This window comes from Acetobacter aceti (assembly GCF_002005445.1).
Classification (GTDB): domain Bacteria; phylum Pseudomonadota; class Alphaproteobacteria; order Acetobacterales; family Acetobacteraceae; genus Acetobacter; species Acetobacter aceti_B.
Genome location: NZ_CP014692.1, coordinates 583,476 through 603,180, shown reverse-complemented (window position 1 = coordinate 603,180; position 19,705 = coordinate 583,476). Strand labels below are relative to the sequence as shown.

At 55.3% G+C, this 19,705-nt stretch carries 18 protein-coding genes and 1 pseudogene; all 19 read right to left on the bottom strand.

Going from position 1 to position 19,705, the window contains the following annotated elements:
- Nucleotides 1-8 precede the first annotated feature (8 nt).
- The 19 genes and pseudogenes from A0U92_RS02685 to A0U92_RS02595 all read right to left on the bottom strand — a co-directional run bounded on the left by A0U92_RS02685 (nt 9) and on the right by A0U92_RS02595 (nt 19,499).
- Nucleotides 9-1,175, bottom strand: a complete 1,167-nt coding sequence (locus A0U92_RS02685) for an acyl-CoA dehydrogenase family protein (protein ID WP_077811900.1) — start codon at nt 1,173-1,175, stop codon at nt 9-11.
- 137 nt (nt 1,176-1,312) lie between these two features.
- On the bottom strand, nt 1,313-2,644 hold the full coding sequence (locus A0U92_RS02680) for an NAD(P)/FAD-dependent oxidoreductase (protein ID WP_187668841.1): 1,332 nt from the start codon (nt 2,642-2,644) through the stop codon (nt 1,313-1,315).
- Between the two features lie 56 nt (nt 2,645-2,700).
- Nucleotides 2,701-3,705, bottom strand: coding sequence for a Gfo/Idh/MocA family oxidoreductase (locus A0U92_RS02675; RefSeq protein WP_077811898.1), 1,005 nt, complete (start codon nt 3,703-3,705; stop codon nt 2,701-2,703).
- Nucleotides 3,706-3,752: 47 nt separating this feature from the next.
- Nucleotides 3,753-5,024, bottom strand: coding sequence for an NAD(P)/FAD-dependent oxidoreductase (locus A0U92_RS02670; protein ID WP_077811897.1), 1,272 nt, complete (start codon nt 5,022-5,024; stop codon nt 3,753-3,755).
- A gap of 67 nt (nt 5,025-5,091) precedes the next feature.
- Nucleotides 5,092-6,273, bottom strand: a complete 1,182-nt coding sequence (locus A0U92_RS02665; RefSeq protein WP_077811896.1) for a serine hydrolase domain-containing protein — start codon at nt 6,271-6,273, stop codon at nt 5,092-5,094.
- Nucleotides 6,274-6,277: 4 nt separating this feature from the next.
- Nucleotides 6,278-7,444 carry an MFS transporter gene (locus tag A0U92_RS02660; protein WP_077811895.1) on the bottom strand — a complete coding sequence of 389 codons (1,167 nt, stop codon included), beginning with the start codon at nt 7,442-7,444 and terminating at the stop codon, nt 6,278-6,280.
- 24 nt (nt 7,445-7,468) lie between these two features.
- Nucleotides 7,469-7,852, bottom strand: coding sequence for a nuclear transport factor 2 family protein (locus tag A0U92_RS02655; protein WP_077811894.1), 384 nt, complete (start codon nt 7,850-7,852; stop codon nt 7,469-7,471).
- 492 nt (nt 7,853-8,344) lie between these two features.
- A complete protein-coding gene (locus A0U92_RS02650) occupies nt 8,345-9,010 on the bottom strand; it encodes an FMN-dependent NADH-azoreductase (protein WP_187668840.1) in 666 nt (221 codons plus the stop codon).
- Nucleotides 9,011-9,154: 144 nt separating this feature from the next.
- Nucleotides 9,155-9,724, bottom strand: a complete 570-nt coding sequence (locus A0U92_RS02645) for a nuclear transport factor 2 family protein (protein WP_077811892.1) — start codon at nt 9,722-9,724, stop codon at nt 9,155-9,157.
- Nucleotides 9,721-10,944, bottom strand: a complete 1,224-nt coding sequence (locus A0U92_RS02640; protein ID WP_236748239.1) for an amidase — start codon at nt 10,942-10,944, stop codon at nt 9,721-9,723. Before A0U92_RS02640 ends, A0U92_RS02645 begins: the two co-directional genes overlap by 4 nt.
- A 76-nt stretch (nt 10,945-11,020) precedes the next feature.
- Complete coding sequence (locus tag A0U92_RS02635; protein WP_236748238.1) at nt 11,021-12,013, bottom strand: PDR/VanB family oxidoreductase; 993 nt, start codon at nt 12,011-12,013, stop codon at nt 11,021-11,023.
- Nucleotides 12,013-12,486, bottom strand: coding sequence for an aromatic-ring-hydroxylating dioxygenase subunit beta (locus A0U92_RS02630; protein ID WP_077811889.1), 474 nt, complete (start codon nt 12,484-12,486; stop codon nt 12,013-12,015). The genes A0U92_RS02635 and A0U92_RS02630 overlap by 1 nt, the downstream gene beginning before the upstream one ends.
- The gene (locus A0U92_RS02625) at nt 12,483-13,763 is read right to left on the bottom strand and encodes an aromatic ring-hydroxylating oxygenase subunit alpha (RefSeq protein WP_077811888.1); all 1,281 of its coding nucleotides are present in this window, start codon (nt 13,761-13,763) and stop codon (nt 12,483-12,485) included. The genes A0U92_RS02630 and A0U92_RS02625 overlap by 4 nt, the downstream gene beginning before the upstream one ends.
- A gap of 297 nt (nt 13,764-14,060) precedes the next feature.
- Nucleotides 14,061-15,065, bottom strand: coding sequence for an MFS transporter (locus tag A0U92_RS02620; protein WP_149026355.1), 1,005 nt, complete (start codon nt 15,063-15,065; stop codon nt 14,061-14,063).
- Between the two features lie 219 nt (nt 15,066-15,284).
- Nucleotides 15,285-15,954, bottom strand: a pseudogene (locus tag A0U92_RS02615) (IS630 family transposase); the annotation flags it as partial.
- A gap of 498 nt (nt 15,955-16,452) precedes the next feature.
- Entirely contained in the window at nt 16,453-17,136 is a 684-nt protein-coding gene (locus A0U92_RS02610) for a DUF2848 domain-containing protein (protein ID WP_077811886.1), read from the bottom strand.
- 17 nt (nt 17,137-17,153) lie between these two features.
- Nucleotides 17,154-17,534 carry a cupin domain-containing protein gene (locus A0U92_RS02605; protein ID WP_077811885.1) on the bottom strand — a complete coding sequence of 127 codons (381 nt, stop codon included), beginning with the start codon at nt 17,532-17,534 and terminating at the stop codon, nt 17,154-17,156.
- Between the two features lie 13 nt (nt 17,535-17,547).
- Nucleotides 17,548-18,984 (bottom strand): 4-hydroxyphenylacetate 3-hydroxylase family protein, encoded by a 1,437-nt coding sequence (locus A0U92_RS02600; RefSeq protein ID WP_077811884.1) that lies wholly within the window; start codon nt 18,982-18,984, stop codon nt 17,548-17,550.
- Nucleotides 18,984-19,499 carry a flavin reductase family protein gene (locus A0U92_RS02595; RefSeq protein ID WP_187668839.1) on the bottom strand — a complete coding sequence of 172 codons (516 nt, stop codon included), beginning with the start codon at nt 19,497-19,499 and terminating at the stop codon, nt 18,984-18,986. The genes A0U92_RS02600 and A0U92_RS02595 overlap by 1 nt, the downstream gene beginning before the upstream one ends.
- Nucleotides 19,500-19,705 lie beyond the last annotated feature (206 nt).

Sequence of the window (19,705 nt, the reverse complement as noted above, 5' to 3'; positions counted from 1 at the left end):
CACCCCATTTACAGAAATCCCAGTGCAAGTTTTTCCCCAGCAAGAGCGCCTCCCGATAGCTCCAGCGTTACCTCGCTCAATGCCGCGTGTTGTGTGACGACCAGCGAGTCGCGCAAAAGCTGTTGCAAGCGGTTCGATTTTTCCGCAGCCGCCATGCCAGTGATACGATAGAGAAGCTGGATAACTTTGGCGGCTGTATGCGCCGCATGGGTAGCACTCAAGCGGAGCGCATTACGTTGGGCGACGGACAGTTCATCGCCCCGTATAATCGTGTTCCATGCCTGCTCGGCCGCATCGTAGTAATACAGTCTGCAGCTTTGCAGCATAGCTTCGGCCCTGGCGAGCCCAGTGCGGAAATAGGCCCGATCAGCGAGTCTGGCAGCTCCCAGCATCAGTTTCTTGCCACCAGCCATCTCGGTCGCCGTCACAATAGCGGCACGAGCAAGGCCAAGGTTGGAAGCGGCATGGGCCTGAGCTTGATAGGCAAACAGTGGATAGCGATACAGCGGATCGTCGAAGATTGGCAGCGCGCCACGCAGACAGGTCCAATCGTCGGGGACGAAGCAATCGGTCAGTTCCGTGTCGTAACTGCCGGTGCCCTGCATGCCGATCATTTCCCAGTTCGGGATGATTTTAATCTCGGAGGCCTGCCTCACGGCCATGCGGACCTGGTTGACGCCCTCATCAGCAATACCTACCGCGATCCAGTCCGCTCCCATGCAGCCGCTTGCGAAACGCCAGCGCCCGGAAACCTTCCAACCTCCTTCCACGCGCTTTGCCGGAGCCGCCGGGTAAAGACCTCCTGCGAACACCTGGTCGGGACCGTCAGCATAAATATATTTCTGTGCCTCATAAGGAAGCGCCGCATAGTAGGTATTCGCCGAGCCGAAGGCCGCCACCCAAGAAGCAGACCCATCGACCTGAGCGATCCGCTCGATCCGTTCAAGAAACAAATGTGGCGGCACTCCTGTTCCGCCAAAACAGGCCGGCGCCGCGGCACGATAGAAGCCCGCGGTTTTCATCAGATCAACAACCTCACGCGGAATATGGGTATTCGCATTGAATTCATCGCGGCGAATCTTAATAATCCTCAACAACTCAGCAAAAGCGGCCTCGTCAAAGCCGGTAGCAGTTGTCTTGCTCGTTACAAGCACCTCAGAAACCTTCGTCACCATTATCAATCCGCTCCCAGCATAAGCTCACTGATATGTCATTGCGGAAAAAATCTCTATTAAACCAATAAGTTTTTATAATTTCCTGCATAATTCCGGATAATTCACATGCGAAGACAGGATCACTTGGGTGGCATACCTTACCTTTCCCGCCTGAATCGTGAAAAACTGAATGCAGAAATGTCTATTCTTGGAGGTTCCCCCAATACGAGATTCGCAAGAATCGAACCGGCTCCAGGCCCCATCGTAAAGCCGTAAGTAAAACCGGTCCCGATGAACAGGCCAGGAATCTCGTCCACTCCGGACAAGACAGGCAAATCGTCGATCGTGCTCACCAACGCGCCCGACCATGCTTCTCGTACTTGCGCTTTCCCAAACTCCGGTCGCTGGCGGCGTAGTTCCACCAGGAGCCGATCAAGAAGCCGCTGCTGAATCTCTGGCTGAAGAACACGAGTATTCTCGAATGGACTTGGCCGGTCGAGACGCCAGACACGCGGCGTCGTGAGATCACGCCAGAAATTGCTGAGCGACAAGCGCGGCACGATGGATGGGCCGGCTGCCAACAAGGGCAGCAACTGGCGGAAATATCTGAACTGGCTCGGCAGAATCGGAGCGACACCCTGTATCGCGCCCACCGAGTAGCCTCCGTCCATCTCCCGGCGCACCATGACGGGCGGCAGCAGGCCGACAAAATCGGGCCCACCGTCGAAGGGTGCCAAGCTCATGATCGAGGCATATCCACCGAACATGGGCAGACCACCGAGGCCCAGACTTCGCACAAAAGCTGGTGTCCAGACTCCACCTGCCAGGATGACCTTCCGGGTCCGTACCGTGCCGCGTTCGGTGACCGCCGCGCAAATGCCGTTGCCTTGGCGTTCCAATCCGCGCACCGCGCAATGCTGAAAAATCAGCGCACCATACTTCCGTGCGCCGTTCGCGACTGCAGGCGCCGCCCATTGCGGTTCCGCGACGCCTTCTCCCGCTGCATAGAGTGCGTATCGGTAGGCTACCGCGCCCCCCGGCAGGAAGGCGTCAATATCACTTCCTTGCGCTATTCGAGCGTTTAACCCGATGGCTGCCGCCTGATCGCGCCACTGCCTCGCCTTGGCGAGGTCTTCCTCGCTGTTGAAGAATTCGACGATGTCGTGCTCACGAAAGCCAGTTTTTTCGCCCGTCGTTGCGTCGAGTGTGCGCCAAAGCTGCTTGGACAGTTCTATCAATGGTTGGAGCCGCATATCCTGATGCTTGCCTTCGATCAGTCCGTGGTTCCGACCGGACGCCTCGCAGGCAATCGCCCCTTTCTCGAATACCGCGACTGAAATACCGCGTTCGGCAAGGAAAAGAGCCGCAGAAACGCCGACGATGCCGCCTCCGACGATCACGACATCGACTGAAGAAGGCAATTCGAGGTCGCTTTCGACCGTGCGGGCGCGCGAAAAACCCGGTACGAGCGACGCCCCTCCCCCAGCCAAAACGTCCCATAGCTTGTGTCCAGTGGACAACATCACGGCCTCGTCTCCACGCGCATTCAGCCCATGATGACCGCTTCGGCAAGGCTGCCCGCCGAAATATACCCAGCCGGCGCCGCGAGGATTGCTGGAATCCGGTTCACCAGTGTGGCGCAAGTAACTTCCATGCCGGGAAATCTATCGGCGACGACGCCAAGCTCCGGTTCACCCTTAAATGTCCAGGCGATCTTTTCAGTTTCTTCCGGTCCGTTCACCTTTTCAACAAATTCCATCCTGAGTTTGATTCCCTCCCGGGTTTCGATCTCGTAAATTTCCGTTACACCAACGGTGTGCCCGGGCGAGATGGCCCGCCCAAGGCTTTCGGAAGTTATCGCACACTCTGCATAGATCGGTTCGTGACGGACGGATCTCCCTGTCGGCGTCCATCCCAGCTTCGCTGTTAGTCCTTCCAGAGCGATGCCGGAAAACGGGATCAAGCTCCTGGGCTCTCCTTCCGCTTCCTGCCTTGCGTATTCTTCAGGCGTGAGGCCAACCGGGTACTGACTGATAAGGGCGGGCCCGTAGATATCAAGGTTAACGTTCGACCAGCAATGGATTTCCTCAATGCGGTGCATGGCTCCGGTCACCATGGCGGGCAGATTGAGCCAGAATATATCCTGCACACCGGTCGCCACGAGCGTAACCCCGTTGGCCCGAGCGACTTCATCGAGCCTCTTGCCGATTTCGCCAGCGGTTCCGGGGAAGAATGCCTCCTCCGAGATGGTCGCGACGTTCACCCCGCAGGAAAGGGCGCGTTCAGCAATCGGCAGCAGAGATTTCAGATCCGAACTGGTTGTCACCAGGACAATATCGGCATTGCCATTAGCCAGAATCGCCTCGAGATCGTTGCTCACGGTCACGCCGATCGGCGTCTTCAGCCCGACAAGCGTGCCTATATCCTCTCCTTGGGACGAGGTCCGACTCACCACGCCGACAACATTGATCCCTTTCTCCAGCAAATACCTCGCGGTGAGGCGACCCATGTGCCCAACCCCGACGAGAACCGCGTTGATCACCGCTGCCATACTCGATTCCTTTACAAATAGTCGTCAGATAATGAAGGGACTTCGGTCTAACCGAGCGCCCGCTCATAGAGTTTATAAGCATCAACAAGAGCCTCGCGCCCGCGGACGCCAATGGGGAGGGCGGGTGTTTCAATCCCCGCGACCACGTCGAAGCGTTCCCGGTCTCCATGCATCGCTTCGGAAATCAACTTTCCGTTCAGCACGGACCAGGCGACATTGGAGGCAAGCGTATAATAGACCTTGGGATTGGCTTCGCCGATATGAGGCAAAAATTTCAGGTCTGCCGCACCCTTGCCTTCCCAGGCATAATCGATCCTCACATCGCCGAGCTCCGGGTAAATCGCCAGCATCCGCTCACGCAGCACACGCTTGCGTTTTTCCTCGGTGTTCAAGTTGATCGGCGAGACGCTGCCAAAGATCAGGCGATCATCACCGCTCAACCGATAGAAATCGATGAACATGCGCGTGTCGTTGACGGCCAGCCGCTTCTTCATCAGGGCGTCAGCGCGTGCGCTCCCTAATGGTTCGGTCGCAATCACCCAAGCATAGGCATTGAATATCTTCTGAGCGATATGCCGGTCGATTCGGTCGATATTGGCATTCGTCGCGATCACCAGCTTGTCGGCGGTGACCATGCCCGCGCCCGTCTTGACCGCCACATTCAGACCTGAAGCGTCGTAGGAAGAGACGTCGGTGTCCTCGAATATTTGCACGCCAGCCTGTTGAACCACTTTTGCAAGGCCTATCGCGAATTGCAGCGGATTGAGATGGACCATATCCATATCGAAAAAGCCGCCGTAATATCTTTCAGTACCAAGCAGGTTCGACAGCTCGGTCTGATCGTAATAAACCACATTTTTGCGATGGCCGCGCGCGACGAATTTTTCGGCGCCCAGGCGCAAGTGTTCAGAATGCTTCGCCTTGTAGGCCACATGGCCGACGCCTCTGCGCATATCGCAGTCAATGGCATTGGCCTCAATGAGTTGACCGACCAGTTGACATGCCTCGCTGCTCAGTTCCCACATACTGTTGATCCTTGCCGGGCCAACGGGTTTCTCGAAATCATCCGGGTCATGTCCGAACAGACTTTCCATATGGCCACCGTTACGGCCCGAGGCGCCCCAACCCACACGATTGCGTTCCAGCAGCACAACACGCGTGTTCTTCCGCGCGAGATGAAGTGCCGTCGACAAACCGGCAAAGCCACCGCCTATTACGCAAACATCGGCGTGGATGTCCCCGTCCAGACGAGGATAATCGATCAACCGCGTCGCGACGCTCGCAGCATAGAAAGAGTTTACGTGCTGTACTTTCACCATAGTTTTAGCCGTCTTTTCGTAATGTAATGGAATGATCGAAAGTTACATGAACACCCGTCAACATGACCTAGTTTGACAGTTTCTTACGCGGCTCTGCCAAGGCCGCACGCATGAAGGCATCCGAATTCGCCGAATCCGAAATGTCACTGATCATCTTTTGAGAAAGCATGACCATGACAGTGTCGGTGGCGGGATCTAAGAACAGCGAGGTGCCTGTTCCTCCCCACCAGCCAAACCGACCGGCATGGGATGCGACAGAGTTCGGCGCCTGTACAACGCAAATACCCAGCCCCCAGCCAAGAGTCTCCCAGAAACCTGGAAACTGCGGGGACCGCTGCTTGGCTCGGGCAGAAATATGGTCGCGCCGCATCTCCCGAGCGAGTTCCTCTGAGAGCAAACGCCGCCCGGCAAACAGTCCCTCATCGAGCAGCATGCGCCCGAATTTGGCGAGATCCGACGCCGTGGAAATCAGTTCCGACCCACCCTGCTCCATCGGTCGCGCTTCCGTGCGAGGCAGCGTGTCCGGAATCTGATAATAGTGCCCAGCCTGAGCGACATAGAGGCTCGCCAATCGCCGCTCACGGATCGCGTCAAGCTGAAACCCGCTGTCATGCATCCCGAGTGGGATGAAAATCCGCCGCTGCATGAACGCACCCAACCGTTCGCCCGTGATCCGCTCGATCAGGACGCCAGCGATATCGATCCCGACATGATAGAGCCAACGCTCACCCGGTTGGCTGAGCAACGGCACCGAACCCACGCGACGCATATATTCATCGCCGTCCGCGGAGAAATTGAACGCGGAGATTTGCAGCGCCTGCAGGCGGCGGGATACGCTCGACGGTCCCGCATAATCGAAACCCAGACCGAAGCTCTGGCTGAGCAGCCCGCGCAGGGTCACGGGACCATTCGCAGGCACCGTATCGGCAAGCGGTGAACTGGCGGTCCGCAGCACTCGGCGGTTCTTGAGTTCCGGGAGCCAGCGCACCACATCCTCGTCCAGCCCCAAGGCATCATCATCAACCAGCATCAGAGCGGCGACGGCGGTCACAATCTTACTGACCGAGGCAATCCGGAACAGCGTGTCGGGACGCATCGGCGCGCCTGTCGCAAGATCCCGCCAGCCCGACGCATGTATCGTGGCCTCGCCCGCCCGTTCAACCACCGCAACGATTCCCGGTGCGTGACCTTCGGTTACGCGATCTTCGATAACCCTGGTCCATTCAGCGCTATCCGGGGACAAAAGCATTCGCTCAGTCCAGATTCGAATGCAGGAGCAACGCACATAGCGCCGCGCCAACGCACGCGGCGGCGCTCGCCCAGCCTACCGCAGGCACCGCAATCTGATCGGCGATCACTCCACCCAGCAAGGGGCCAACCGCGCCCGCGAAATAGACAGCGAAACCGGAGAGAGTCACCGCACGGCCATTGTTGTCAAGCGCGGCGCCCGCGCTCAAAAGGTAGGGCATAACAAAAAAAGCCGATATCGCATAAAGGAAAATTCCAATTGCAAACCACGTTATCGACGTGCTTGTGCCGATCGCCAGACCTGCCACAGCGCCTAGTGCGACGCCGAAGGCGATAGGAGTTGTCACCCCGAACCGACGGTCGAAAAAGCCAGAGAATAGCGATCCAAAAATATTGAATATACTAGAAAGACCCAATATAATTCCAACAGTGTGTACATCGAACTGCCTTATCACTGCCACGCTTTCCGAGAAGCTCCACAACATCTCCAAACCGCCGTTGGCAAGAGCGCACATCAGCAGCAACAGCCACAGCACGTAACTCGGCCTGGGCTTCAGTTCATGCTGCTCAAAATTGGCGACGAGCGAAGGAACAGGCTGGTCCAACGCGATCAACGCCGCGACCGCTATCAGGCAAAGCGCACCCAGCGGCCCGTAGACCGAAAGAAAACCATATTCGACGACAATCGACGGCCAGACGAGGAAGCCTATCCCGTAAACTAGGCTTGCGACGATGAATGAAGCGCTCATCACGCGCACGCCGGCATGGTGCTGCGCCGCCCAGTATGATGCCGTGGCGTAGAGAACACCGCTGCTGAAACCAACAACAATACGACATGCGAGAAACCATTCGACGCCATAGGACAAACACGCAAGGACATTGCCGACAGCAGTAATGGCCAATGCCCACAAGCACACGCGGAGAACATTCATGCGAGCAAAACGGTTTGCGAGCCCGAGTGCGGTAAAACTTGAAAAAACGAGTTCAGCGCTGACAATGCCGCCGCCCGCAAAGTCCGACAACTTATAGATGCGAGACGCCGCCTCGATAACGAAGGGGGCCACGAACAGTCCGCTGGCTCCAATCGTCAGAAGCAGAGGGCATACAACATAAGCAGTCCAGCTCGAACCGGACACACGGAAGAGTGTCGTCGCCACGCTTGCCATATTCATTCTACCCGGCCCTCCAGACTCTCGTCAGCTCCCGCCCCCGGGGCTCCAAGTACCCTTCTGGGCGATCAGCCATTCTCCATCGACCTTGTGCAGGATAAAGAAAGTGCGCATATCATTCCCCTCGAGCCCGTTTTCCTCGATGGCAACATCGGCAAGCGTGCCGTAATGATCAACCCGCACAATCTTGCCCTTAAAGTTGGGGCTGGTCTCATGCGTCGGCGGCGCTTTGCGCATGTAATCCGCAACAAATGCGCCAGCGTTTGGAATAATCACAAACTTTCCCCCGAAATGGCCGGTCATCACCGCTTGGGGATGAAAAGCGCTGGCGACCAGATCTGGATCTGTGTCGCGGATACCGTTGATATATTTATTTACGGTCGCTTCGATCGCAACACGTTCGTTACTCATTTTCAATCCCTTCTGGCTTACAACGTGCCGGTCACGCGGCAGGCGTGGGAAGAGTGAACCCGCATAATCACGTCCGCCTGAACCACAAAAAACAACGAGAGGGTGATTGCTGTTCCGAGGAACCTGGCTATTCGTTCCTGCTTTGATAGCCGGTCACATCTTGTTATTATATCGCAACATTATTTTGCTATAGATATTATTCTCCGAAAAGAATTTACCGGTGAAACAATCGAAAACACATACGTCGCCTAACTCTGAAGACTTCTAGCGACTCGCAAAACCGACAAAACGTAGCCCGAATCACGTCCTTTCTTCCTCGATTATCGATACACCATAGCAACATCAGTGAAAACGCGAAAACTTGTAATGTGATCAATTCATATATCTAATCGGGGAATTTGATGTGTTCGCAAATCACCAGAGCCTGCAACCGGCAGATAAATTCTGATACATGTCTTGTTATTTACAAAAAATTCCTCTCCGGACATTTTGTTATGAAAATTCTTTCTGAATATCACCGACTAAAACGTCTATTTTCTTGAATGCCGCAGCGAGAGACGCTTCGAAATAGTCTTTCTTCGAAAGGGCGCCATAAACAGATACCACGTCGATCTTCGAGACGCCGAGATGAAAGAGGGGCTCCCTAACCGCAGCAATGGCGGCATCGGCGCCGCTGTCCACATCGCCGCTTTCCCGCGAGCCTGCCGAGGTCGCGATCACCAAATGCTTTCCCGGAGCCAACATGCCTTTTTCCCCGTTGGTCACGGAGAAAGTAAGACCCACGCGAACAATATTATCGATCCATGCCTTGAGTTGGGCGGGAACCCCGAAATTATAGACTGCTACTCCGGCCACGATCACATCCGCCTTCAACAATTCGTGCGCGAGCACGTCGCTCTCAGCCAACGCGGAGCGAATGGAATCGTCATAGGTAGCAGGATCGGAAAACGACCCTCTCAGCCAGTTTCGGGTGACGGCGGCGGGTGGATTCGTCCCGACATCGCGCTCAACAACAAGATCATCTGGTCTGGTTTGGCGCCAACGGTCGAGAAAATGCCCCGTAAGCTCACGGGAGTGGGAGCCGCCAAACTGCTGACCCGACCGTTGAGGTTGTGGGCTCGAACTAACATGGAGGATATTGAGTGGGGTCTTTGTCATAGCGTTATCCTTTCTTAAGCGGTCCGTTGGAGAAAAAAATGTTATGATATCTGTAACGAAGAGAAAAACTTCCATGTGGTTGAACGAAAGCGAATCTATTTCCTCATGTCAGTTCAGCTCCTTGACCGAGAGTTAAATAATCAGTCAGGTGTCCATAAGAACCGATTTCGTAGGAATACTGGTTGCCCATCCTGAAGAAAGCGGTGCGATGAAAACATTTTCCGTTCTGGTTCGGCTGATTTTCCATACGCCATCTTCTCGGCGGAACAGATTGTTCAACCGGCTCGAACGAAGCAATGACCGACCATCGCGAAAAATCCAGGGCTGACAATGAACCCACTGCCCCTCAGCCTCGTCGCCATCGACGTGAATCTGTTCAGAGGTCAGGTAATGGACGTTCAGTAAAAGTCCGCTTTCTTCTTCGTCTTTCCAGAAGGATTGGAAATGGGCACGGAGGGCTACCTTTCCGGCACATCGACCGAACTGATCTTTATAGTAATCTCCAACACCTTCCCAAATCGCGTCTTCAGTATAAAGCGCCAGAATGCGCTCGATCCGTTCCGCATTATTCGTTACCCCCGCCTCGGGGCAAGGCGTGTCGCATAGAAACATGTACCGAGCCTCTATGCGACGAATGGCGGCTTCTGCTTCAAGGTTCTCCACTCTGCGTGTCAGGTTCGTGACCATCTGGGTTACCGAAATATCCGTTGTCATGCTTGATCTCCGTATGTCGGTGGTAAGGGACGTGAGGGCAGGCGCGCTTCCACCCAAGCAGCGTGCGCCAGCAAGGCATCGTCCTCGCCAAAGGGTGCGAGAACCTGAATGCCGACGGGCATACCGTCGGAATCGGTGAAGCCGGGCATTGTGATTGTGGGCAACCGCAGCAACGTCCATAGACGGCTGAAGACCGGGCTGCCGGTGCCGCTTACCGAGCAAGGCGCCGCGCCGGGCGCCGCGGGAGCGAGTATGATCGTTCCCGGCGGTACGAGCACGGCGATACGGGCTCGCAGATCCTCCGCGCGGACCAGTGCGTTGCGATAATCCGTGTAGTCGACGATGCGGCCGGCTTCGATCAGGTCGGCTATCTGCGGGCTGAGCAGTGTGTGTCGTTCGGTGAATTCCCATGCAAGAGCCTGCGCTGCTTCGTAGCTCATGATGGTAAGATGAAGCAGGTTAGCGTCAGCGAAAGAGGGCAGATCGTCCTCGACGATATCTGTTTCCATACCAAGGAGGCGGGCTGACTCGGACAGGGCGTGCCGTGTCGCCTCCTCTGCCTCGTCCCAGTATGGCGTGCGGCAAAGCATAATGCGTTTCGGAGCCAACGGCGGGAGAGAGGCCGAGCTGGGTATGGGACCGCGCAGCACGGCGTCGGTGCGTGTGGCTGTCGCTACGTCTCGCGTCATGACGCCGAGCGTATCAAAAGACGGCGCGAGACTTTTAATCCCGGCGGCAGCATAGCGCCCGTAGCTGGGTTTGAAGCCGACAATGCCGCAATACGAGGCCGGTCGCGTCAGCGAGGCCGCCGTCTGCGAGGCCAGACCGATATCGACCATGCCAGTGGCGACAGCGGCGGCCGAGCCGCTGGACGAGCCGCCCGGTGTGCGGTCGCTGGCGAAGGGATTGACAGTCGGTCCAGGGCGGAAGAAGGCGAACTCAGTGGTGACGGTCTTGCCCGCGCAGATCGCTCCCGCCCTTTTCAGTAAAGTCACGCAGGCGGCATCAGCGAACGGATGATGGCTTCGATAGATCGGTGAGCCATGACCGGTCGCATAACCGAAGACGTCGATAATGTCTTTCACCCCGACCACCAGGTCTTGCAGGGGTCCCGCTGGCGCGTTTTCGACAGCGTCGCGGATCTGGACCGGATCGTAGGCCGCGAAGGCGCGAAGCCAAGGGTCGATCCGCTTGATCCGCTCAATGATGTCCAATGCCATCCGGCGCGAATGTTCCTTCATTGGTCTGCGCTCCCAGCCTGAGGGAAAGACGATGGCGATATGTCGGAGGTCATTGTCAGAGGTCGAGGACCAAAAGTGGCGTTTTCGACCGGGAACAGCATAGGACGATCTGATCCGCCCGCTCTTCGGAGGTCAGGTACTCGTCGCGATGATCTGGCTCCCCCTCGATGACGGTCGCGACACAGGTTCCGCAAATGCCCTGCTCACAATTCAGGTGAACGCTGACGCCCGCGCGTTTCAGCGCCGTGGCGACGCTTTCCGAATCGCCAACGATAACGCGCACGTCCGAGCGTGCCGCCAGGACGGTGAAGGCATCCCCGCCAATAACCGGCTGAGCGGAAAAAGCTTCCTGATGAAGGACATCATCGGCATAACCCAAGGTCTTACCAGCATCCGTCACTGCGTTCATCAGGCTGAGAGGTCCGCAACAATACACATGCGTCTCCCTGTCGTGGTCACCGAGGGCTGAGATCGGGTCAAAGCGTGGCGCATCCGTCTTCCCTCGATGATGCACAACGAGCGATTTCACAAAGGGCGCACGAGTGAGGAATTCCGCGAAGACTGGATCGCGGGAGATATAATGCAACGTAAAATCTTGGCCAGCGCGCTGAAGTTCGTAAGCCATGGCGATGAGCGGCGTAATACCGATGCCGCCGCCGATGAGGATTGAACAACGCGCCCGCGGATCAAGCGGGAAAAGATTACGCGGCGGACCGATACGCAAAATGGCACCTGTCCGCACCCGATCATGGACTACTCGGGAACCGCCGCGTGATTGCGGATCAAGCAGGACTGCCAATTGATAGCGGTCAGAGTCCATAGGATCACCGCACAGCGAATATTGCCGTATGAGTCCATCATCTAGCATGAGATCGACATGCGCACCGGCCTCCCATCGCGGAAGCGGGGCCGCATCCGCCGATACCAGCGTGAAAGCAAGCACGTCACCCAACTGAGTGACGTCAGCGACCTTGACTACGCGGAAGCCAGACGGGACAGGCACTTTTCCGATCATCGTGCGGGCAATCTTTCTGTCTCGGCTGTCCATCACAAGATATAGCTGACGGCCGTCAGCGCCTCGGTCGAAGTCAGGAGACGAATGATCTTGCGGTCGATCTTCAGTCCGGTGTCCGTCTGTACCAGAACGAATGTGATATTGGCCGCGTAATAGCGCTCACGCCCCTGCCGCAGTTCAGTCAGAATCTGGGCACACCGCAGTTTGCACCACGTATCGCTGCTGTCGAGCAAACGATAGCGTCCAAGAAGGCGGACCGTCCTGGCTGGCGGCATCGCGGAGATCGCTCGCCCGCCGAGAAGGCGCTGAACCCTCAATTTCCGCATGTGAGCATTATCGTAGGCATAGTTGAGTGTTTTTTCAAAATCGTCGCCGCTTGGGTCAATCGGCACAATGTAAAGACCGTCGGTCGTGTAAAGCGAGAGCCACTGAGTGAACTCCCCATGGTCGAGAAGGTCGGCTTCCTGCGTGACGAGTTCTATGGCTTGGTCGAGAGCGATGCTCATGCTTCTGCGTCTCCAGAAAAGGAGGTGTCGGTCATCGCGGCCAACCATTGACGATAGGCGGCCCTCATCCCGGTTTCCGCGCTGACGTCGCCGAAGAGATTACCGCTCTCGCGTCTCGCTTCACGGCCCAGACCACGGTTCAGCAGGATTGCGATATCGCGTCCGGCTAGGGAGCCCCGCTGAACTCGATCCCAAGCCTCGGAATCATCGGGTGTGCCGAAGCCCATCGGTCCCTGAAAATGTTCGTGCAGGCGCAGGCGCGCTTCGTTGGCGATATCGGGGCCACCATCCATGCCGATCGCGATATGGCGCACTTCGGTCTGGTTGACGCCTAGCGGTCGGAGCACGCGAAAGAAAGCCATCGAGCAGGCGAGATTGGGGAAGAGGTTGAGATTGAACCCGGAGCCACCGACCGCACGGACGATCCGGCGCACCTGTTCCGGCGGATAATCTTTGGACAATTCGTCCGCCAGATACTGGAAGCGTTCGGGAATGGGTATCTCGAGGTTGGCTTCGAGATCGACTAGTTCCGGGATCATGACCATGACAGAATGGCCGTGGCCAAGATCCTCGACGAAGCCGCTTCCCTCGACAAAGTCAAAAATATTCTGGGTCTCGCTATCGACTGAATCTAGAAAGGATTTGTGAACGACGGGGAAATGATATGCGTCGGTCGTGTTTTCCAGCTGGATTTTCCAGTTTCCCGGGAAGGTAAAGCGATGCTCACCCATTGTCTTGACGGGCCAGCCAGCCCCTTGCTTCATGAACAGGTCGATCCAGAGCCTGGCCCTTCCCAACCAAGTATCGAGTGAAGAAATATGCTGATTGAAAGTCGCGAAGATCAGCCCGTTATATTCTTCCACCCGCAACCGGACCAGCGGATAAGCGGCTTTATCGAGCTGACCGGAATAGCCGTCTTGATAGGGTACGCTGCGGAGGGCGCCGTCAAGCCCGTAAGCCCAGCCATGGTATGGACAGACGAAACTGGAGGCCTTGCCCGATTTATGCTCGCAGACCGTGGCACCACGATGACGGCAGCGATTGAGCACGACATGCACATCACCTTTTCGGTCACGAGAGACTATGACCGGATGCGGTCCCACGAATGTCGTGATGAAACTGCCGGGTTCGGAAAGCTGGCTGCGATGGGCGACCCAGATCCAGGTGTTCATGAAAATGCGTTCCATTTCCATGTCATACAGGTCCGGATTGCTGTAAATCGAACCATCGGCATAATCGCTTCCAACCAGCGTAGCCGGATCAAGAGTGAGCATCATTGTCTTCCTCTTTGCTGTCCGGCGGTTCCGTGATGCCATACGTGGACGCCGGAAACCGCTGGGACTAGAAAGTTCTTCTGAATTTAAAACAAGATCTCATCGGCGCTACCGCAATGTCCTGCGTCTAGGAGCCGGATGGCTGGACGAAAGACGGACTGAGTTTTGATAAGATGATGGATCTTGTGAGTGCATTACCGATATAGAACGAGACACGACACTTTGTGTCGTCGTCAGGTAATTCTGAATCGGGTGATGGCAATAAACGAAGAAGCAGAGCATGATGTTATCCTGATATGGTTACGACCGGAAAGATGGCTGGACTATGCAGACGGTCGCTGCGACGAGCGGAGCGCCACAGGTATACGATGAGAAATGAAGCATTTTGTCAGCGTGAATCGCTCCAAGATTGCACTGAGATAAGAGCCGAAAATAGCTGCCAATCACGGAAATGCAGGAGCCAATCATCGACGCACTTTTCTGGGGTCCGTACCAGTCTGCAACGTATGACATTATAAAGGCGGACACAGCCATCGTGCCGACGCCAGCCAAGGAATAAAACAGGCACTTAACAAGATAGGATGAAGCATATCCCAATCCGGCCAGACCTATCGCGCCGATGAGAAAACCAATGGATACTACGGGATTAGGTGCGATCATGTCAGCCAGCGTATCGATACCAACAGCCAAGAAAGCGAAAGCAGCAGAATAGATAGTCAGGGATAGGATACTTTTGCTTTCAAACATACCGCTGCTAACCATGATTTGCAGCAACCGCATGGACAGACCATATGCAAGGAGCATATCAAATATATAAAGGGCATAAAAACCGATCCACGCACGAAGCAAAATGACACGGCGATCCTCAGGTGCAAAACGAGTATTGGCATCCGGTGAAATATTTTGCGCCAAGCTCCGTGACGATGCCGGAAAAGAAGGCAGGTAGACCATGAAGAGCCAGAATTGACAAACGAGTCCTCCAATCTCCATGACAACAGAGAAATGCTTGAGGCATAGAATGAATGCCTTTCTTTTATCGCATCTGTTACCTAGACGGACGAAGAATAGCTCACTCCAAAACATACCGAATATGTCACTTCTGGCAATAGTTACTAATTGGTAGAGGGAAATATGCAATAAAACATCTTCAAGGGTGGAAGTAATGACTGTACCGACTACCCTGTTGTCATAGCCCTCGGCCAGCAGACCAAACCAGCACATTGGAACGACGAACCAACTGGGAGTCGCGCCGCGCTGTTCACCACTAACACTAGTTATTACTGGAACGATTAGGGGCGTCATCACTCGCACAATCCGCTCTGTAAGCGTGGAAGGTACACTTTCATCGCTGAAACTAGTAAGTGATGCGCCATAAAGCTCAGACCATTTCTTAAAAGAAACAAATGTTTTACATTACATCAATGCGGCACCAAAATAATTACGGTCCAATTGCATTGGCAGCAAATTATCTCTTCTAATTCTGTCCATTCGTAACTCTAATTGTTTAATTAGAGTCTTCTGTGATTAAATTGACGCATATCCTGAATTTTTAAGGTAATTGGCGCATTCCTGCGCGGAGAAGCATTGAAGGAGTGACCCGATGCGTTTCCATGTTGCCTCGACGGATCGCTCTGCGGCTTTCCGCAGCAGGGTCTTGAGCTTGGCGAAGACCTGTTCGATCGGATTGAGATCGGGACTGTAGGGCGGCAGAAAGATCATCCTGGCACCGACGGCACGAATGGCCTTGCGAACCGCATCGGCCTTGTGGCTGCCGAGATTGTCGAGCACGACGACGTCGTCAGTCTTGAGCGTTGGAACCAGGAACTGCTCGACATAGACCTGGAAACTGCGTCCGTTGATCGGACCGTCGAGAACACAGGGCGCCGTGATCCGGTCATGACGCAAAGCGGCGAGAAAAGTCAGTGTCTTCCAGTGACCATGGGGGATCCTGACCCTCAATCTCTCACCTTTGCGACAGCGACCGTGAGTGCGCGTCATGTTGGTCTTGGCCCAGGTTTCGTCGATGAAGACCAGACGGGTAGGATCTATATCGGCCTGATATCGCTTCCAGACCTTACGTTTGCGCGCGACGTCAGGTCGATCCTGCTCGCAGGGCAGCACGGTTTTTTTTGAAGCTGATCCCTTCGGATTGAAAAAAGCGCGACAGCATACCCGTGTCAGCCTGAACGCCACGCTCGTCGCGCAGGCGGACCGACAGCGCCGCAAGGGTGGTATCAGGCTCTCTGCGCGGTGCTCCCGGGCGGTCGACAGGTCCAGGGAAAGACACAACAGTCGATCAGAGTGCGGGTCAGACCGCACCGGGCGCCTCGCAGCGCCAGTCTACCGTGGTCGATCAGTGTTTGAGACAAACCGTCCGGGAGCTGGCTACCATCTTCTGACTATCCGTGTTGAAAATCTCCGGCGTCCCGTAGCGCGTGAGGGCATCCTGTAGCGCCTCGATACAGAACCCCATCTCGACCGGGTGTGGAGCATTAACGTGCAGTCAGTCTCTGCAGCAACACGAGCGAACGCGCCTGTCTCAACACATGGCCAGAGAGGTCAATCTTTTCCGGATGAAAAGATCGACGGCCATCCACAGATGACTTACCTCCCATAGTGTCAAGTACCCTACTAAAACGCCCGCATTCCCCGACGATATTCCATGACAAAACGGAGCGTTTGCTGACAATAATCAGGAAATAACCGGTAGAACCGTGGGTAGATAGACATGCCTGATGCTGCGCTCAAGCACAGGATCGTAAAGCTCCATTTCAAAGCGCGTCGAAGGTCTGATGCCACCCAAAACAGGCACCGTCCCGCACAACATGGCGCTCCCGGTTTCAAAAGACGTATCCGCCGGTAGGCCGCCTATCAAATCCATAGGATTCTTCAGAGATGAGACGCCACCTTCCTGATAGAGAAGGCGCGCGTTCCCATCTTCCTCAATCCATGAGCGTATGATCAGATCATCCCAGTGACCGCTGACATCATCCCAACGCCACAACTGCGTGCTGACCGGCTTGGCACATAGCTGCTTGGACAATGCAATGCCCACAGTTTCAGCTTGCCGGTCCGTATGGTCAGACGCAATACCGACCCACAACCCATCGGCCATGGCCATCAGGAAAGGTTCCACCTCACCCGATGTATGTGGCCCGAGAACCTCCACCCGCTCCTTTTGCGTCAGGAGCGCCGCGCCGGTGCGATAATAGACCGGCACGGAAGAAGGCCGGGGAACCCCAATCGCCTCCAACTCCTGAATATGATGTTCAATCGCCGCACTATCGCGGCCCGCCCAGCCCGCCACAATCAGGCGATACGGAGCAAACCCGACCCGGTCGGAACGTTCCAGCCCCAAACGTTCGAATATCAACATGGCGCGCTCTCTTATATTCAGGCTGGATCGTAATAATGAATTTCAAGCAACAGGCAGCCGCCAGTCGACTTGAAGGGCCCATGCACAGCGCCAGGCGGGCGGCAAGCATAGGTGTTGGGTGCGAAAGCCTCACCTCCGTTGCCGTTCTCATCATTCCCGACTGTCAGATCACCTGAAAGCAGATAAACCTCCTCCCAGTAATCATGCACAAAAGGCTTTTTTGTAAAAACGCCCGGACCAAAACGCAGAAGTCTGGTACGACTTCCGGTCCTGGCGACCTCATCAAGCGAGCCCGCAAGAATCTTTTCCTGCACATTCTCCTTGTAAGCCTCTGGCTGCACCCACCCTTCATTCAGGTCCAGCGCATGAAATTCTTTGTGTTCTTTGTTAACTGACATGACGTTACTTCCTTTAGTATTCAGCCATCATACGATCAACCTGCCCCAGAGCGTTGTCCCAGCCGAAGGTGCGGAACGAATGATTCCGTGGCACAAAACTCGCGCCCGCATAGAACATTTCATACTGCGTATGCCGCGATGCAAACTCCGACCCGATGCAGTCCCAGACCAGCTTGAAGAATTTGACCCGTGTCTTCGCATCGACAATGGGAGAAGCCTGCGTTCTGGAAATCCATTCCATCATTTCCGGATTTTCCATATCCTCGACACAGGAGGGCAGCATGATGACGCCGCCGCCAGCCAGATTACGCAACTGCTCGATAAAGCGCGGATAAAGCTTCTGGGTCAGCGCCTGCGCGGCATAGAGAGAATGGTGGTCGGGAATGAAATACTCTCCGTACAGGCTGCCTTTGGCCTCCATGCCCGCGACCATAGCGTCAAGCATGCCGACATCCGCCGCAAGCTGCCCCAAGATTTCACGCACCTGCGGGAACCGCTCCGTACCGTTGATCTGGGTAATCTTGCGCGCTAGACCGACCAGAAAGGTCAGCTTTGTCTTCAGCCTGATCATGGCCTGATAATTTTGATACACATGAGCCGGAGTGGCAAAGAACTGCTTCATGCACAGATCGCGGTCCTTGAATACGAATACGCGATCCCACGGCACCGTGACATTTTCGAACAGCAGAACCGAATCGTTCTCATCAAAACGACTGGCCATCGGACTGTCGAAAATGGAACCCGCATGTTCCTCGTAAGACTTGCGCGAAAGAATGCGCAACCCCTTGGCGTTCATGGGAACAACTGCCGAAAAGGCCAGCGCGTCCTCATCCGGGCCAAGCGGCTGGATGCAGGTCACCAGTACCTCATTGGCCATGACGCCACCGCTAGCCAGCATCTTCGCGCCGTCGATCACAATGCCTTCAGGGCCGTGATCCACAATGCTCGCCGCAATCCGCCGATGCGACGGGGCAGTTCCCGCACCAGGCAGCTCACCCTGCGGATTGATAATAACATACGTCAGATACAGGTCTGTTTCGCTGGCATGCTGATAGAAATCCGCCAGTGCCCGCGCGCGCTCACGGTCAGCCGCCTCGAAAACATCCAGCCCCATATACATGCCGGCAATGCAGGATGCGACATGATCCGGCGAGCGGCCGAAAAAACCGGCATGCTGCTCACTCCAGAATTCCAACCCCCTGCGCCGCTCCACCAGATCGGCATGGCTACGTGGGAGTTGCCAGATACGATTGATAGAGACGCCCCGCTCGTTTTCACACCGCATCAACGCGTGGTTTTCCGGCTTCGCGGCAAGATCATACAGAGAGCAGACGGTATCAATGGACTGGCGGAACGCGGGATGTACCGTAACATCCGGCACCAGCCCTCCATCAATATAAACAGACCGCTGATCCCGAAGGCTCTCTTTGTGTTGGTATCCTGTTTTCATTAGGAAATCTTCTCCACATCCGGACATTCCGGCACAATCAAGCCCTGAATGGCTTGATAGCGACTTGAAAAAAACACAAGGGGCTTATGGCCCTCTTCAAAAACCGCCTCGACAACACGCACCACGAAAAGCATGTGATTTCCGATGTCCTGCGTCAGGAAAGGAACACAGCGCATAGCGGCGAGCGCATCCGGCACCCGCGCGCCCCATTCATGCTCCATATCGTGAAGAGCCTGAACGCGGTCTTCCGGTGCGGCAAGCCGACCGAACAGATCGGACAAATCCGCCTGATGCTCGGCCAGAACATTGACGATGAAAGTCTCGCACTGGAGCAGATGCGAGCAAATCTGGCCCTTTTTACTCACACTGAAGACGGCGAGAGGGGGTTCAAGAGAGACTGTATTGAAAGACGTGGCCGTGAAGGCGCTTTTCTCACCCCTTGAGTCGAGCCCCACGATCACGGTCACTCCTGTGGCAAATTGACCGAAAACGCGCCTGAGATGCTTTATATCCACGATCAAACTTCCAAACAAGCTTTCTATGATAGCTATCTATCAAAGCATTCTGTCGCGTGTCAATCTATATATTCCGATATCGATATGACATTTATGTTTTTTGTTCATTCATATCTCTAAAATTTTTTGACATCGAATCGGAATATTCCGTTTGCGAAATGATAAAAAATAATCTTTATTGGTTTCTGGAAATAGCTTTCTCAGAA

Bases quoted from the DNA above. Each gene is read 5' to 3' on its own strand.
- A0U92_RS02625 (WP_077811888.1), bottom strand. From the start codon at position 13,763: ATGATGCTCACTCTTGATCCGGCTACGCTGGTTGGAAGCGATTATGCC.
- A0U92_RS02650 (WP_187668840.1), bottom strand. From the start codon at position 9,010: ATGACAAAGACCCCACTCAATATCCTCCATGTTAGTTCGAGCCCACAA.
- A0U92_RS02675 (WP_077811898.1), bottom strand. From the start codon at position 3,705: ATGGCAGCGGTGATCAACGCGGTTCTCGTCGGGGTTGGGCACATGGGT.
- A0U92_RS02600 (WP_077811884.1), bottom strand. From the start codon at position 18,984: ATGAAAACAGGATACCAACACAAAGAGAGCCTTCGGGATCAGCGGTCT.
- A0U92_RS02665 (WP_077811896.1), bottom strand. From the start codon at position 6,273: ATGCTTTTGTCCCCGGATAGCGCTGAATGGACCAGGGTTATCGAAGAT.
- A0U92_RS02630 (WP_077811889.1), bottom strand. From the start codon at position 12,486: ATGAGCATCGCTCTCGACCAAGCCATAGAACTCGTCACGCAGGAAGCC.
- A0U92_RS02685 (WP_077811900.1), bottom strand. From the start codon at position 1,175: ATGGTGACGAAGGTTTCTGAGGTGCTTGTAACGAGCAAGACAACTGCT.
- A0U92_RS02660 (WP_077811895.1), bottom strand. From the start codon at position 7,444: ATGAATATGGCAAGCGTGGCGACGACACTCTTCCGTGTGTCCGGTTCG.
- A0U92_RS02655 (WP_077811894.1), bottom strand. From the start codon at position 7,852: ATGAGTAACGAACGTGTTGCGATCGAAGCGACCGTAAATAAATATATC.
- A0U92_RS02640 (WP_236748239.1), bottom strand. From the start codon at position 10,944: ATGGCATTGGACATCATTGAGCGGATCAAGCGGATCGACCCTTGGCTT.
- A0U92_RS02645 (WP_077811892.1), bottom strand. From the start codon at position 9,724: ATGACAACGGATATTTCGGTAACCCAGATGGTCACGAACCTGACACGC.
- A0U92_RS02635 (WP_236748238.1), bottom strand. From the start codon at position 12,013: ATGGACAGCCGAGACAGAAAGATTGCCCGCACGATGATCGGAAAAGTG.
- A0U92_RS02670 (WP_077811897.1), bottom strand. From the start codon at position 5,024: ATGGTGAAAGTACAGCACGTAAACTCTTTCTATGCTGCGAGCGTCGCG.
- A0U92_RS02605 (WP_077811885.1), bottom strand. From the start codon at position 17,534: ATGTCAGTTAACAAAGAACACAAAGAATTTCATGCGCTGGACCTGAAT.
- A0U92_RS02610 (WP_077811886.1), bottom strand. From the start codon at position 17,136: ATGTTGATATTCGAACGTTTGGGGCTGGAACGTTCCGACCGGGTCGGG.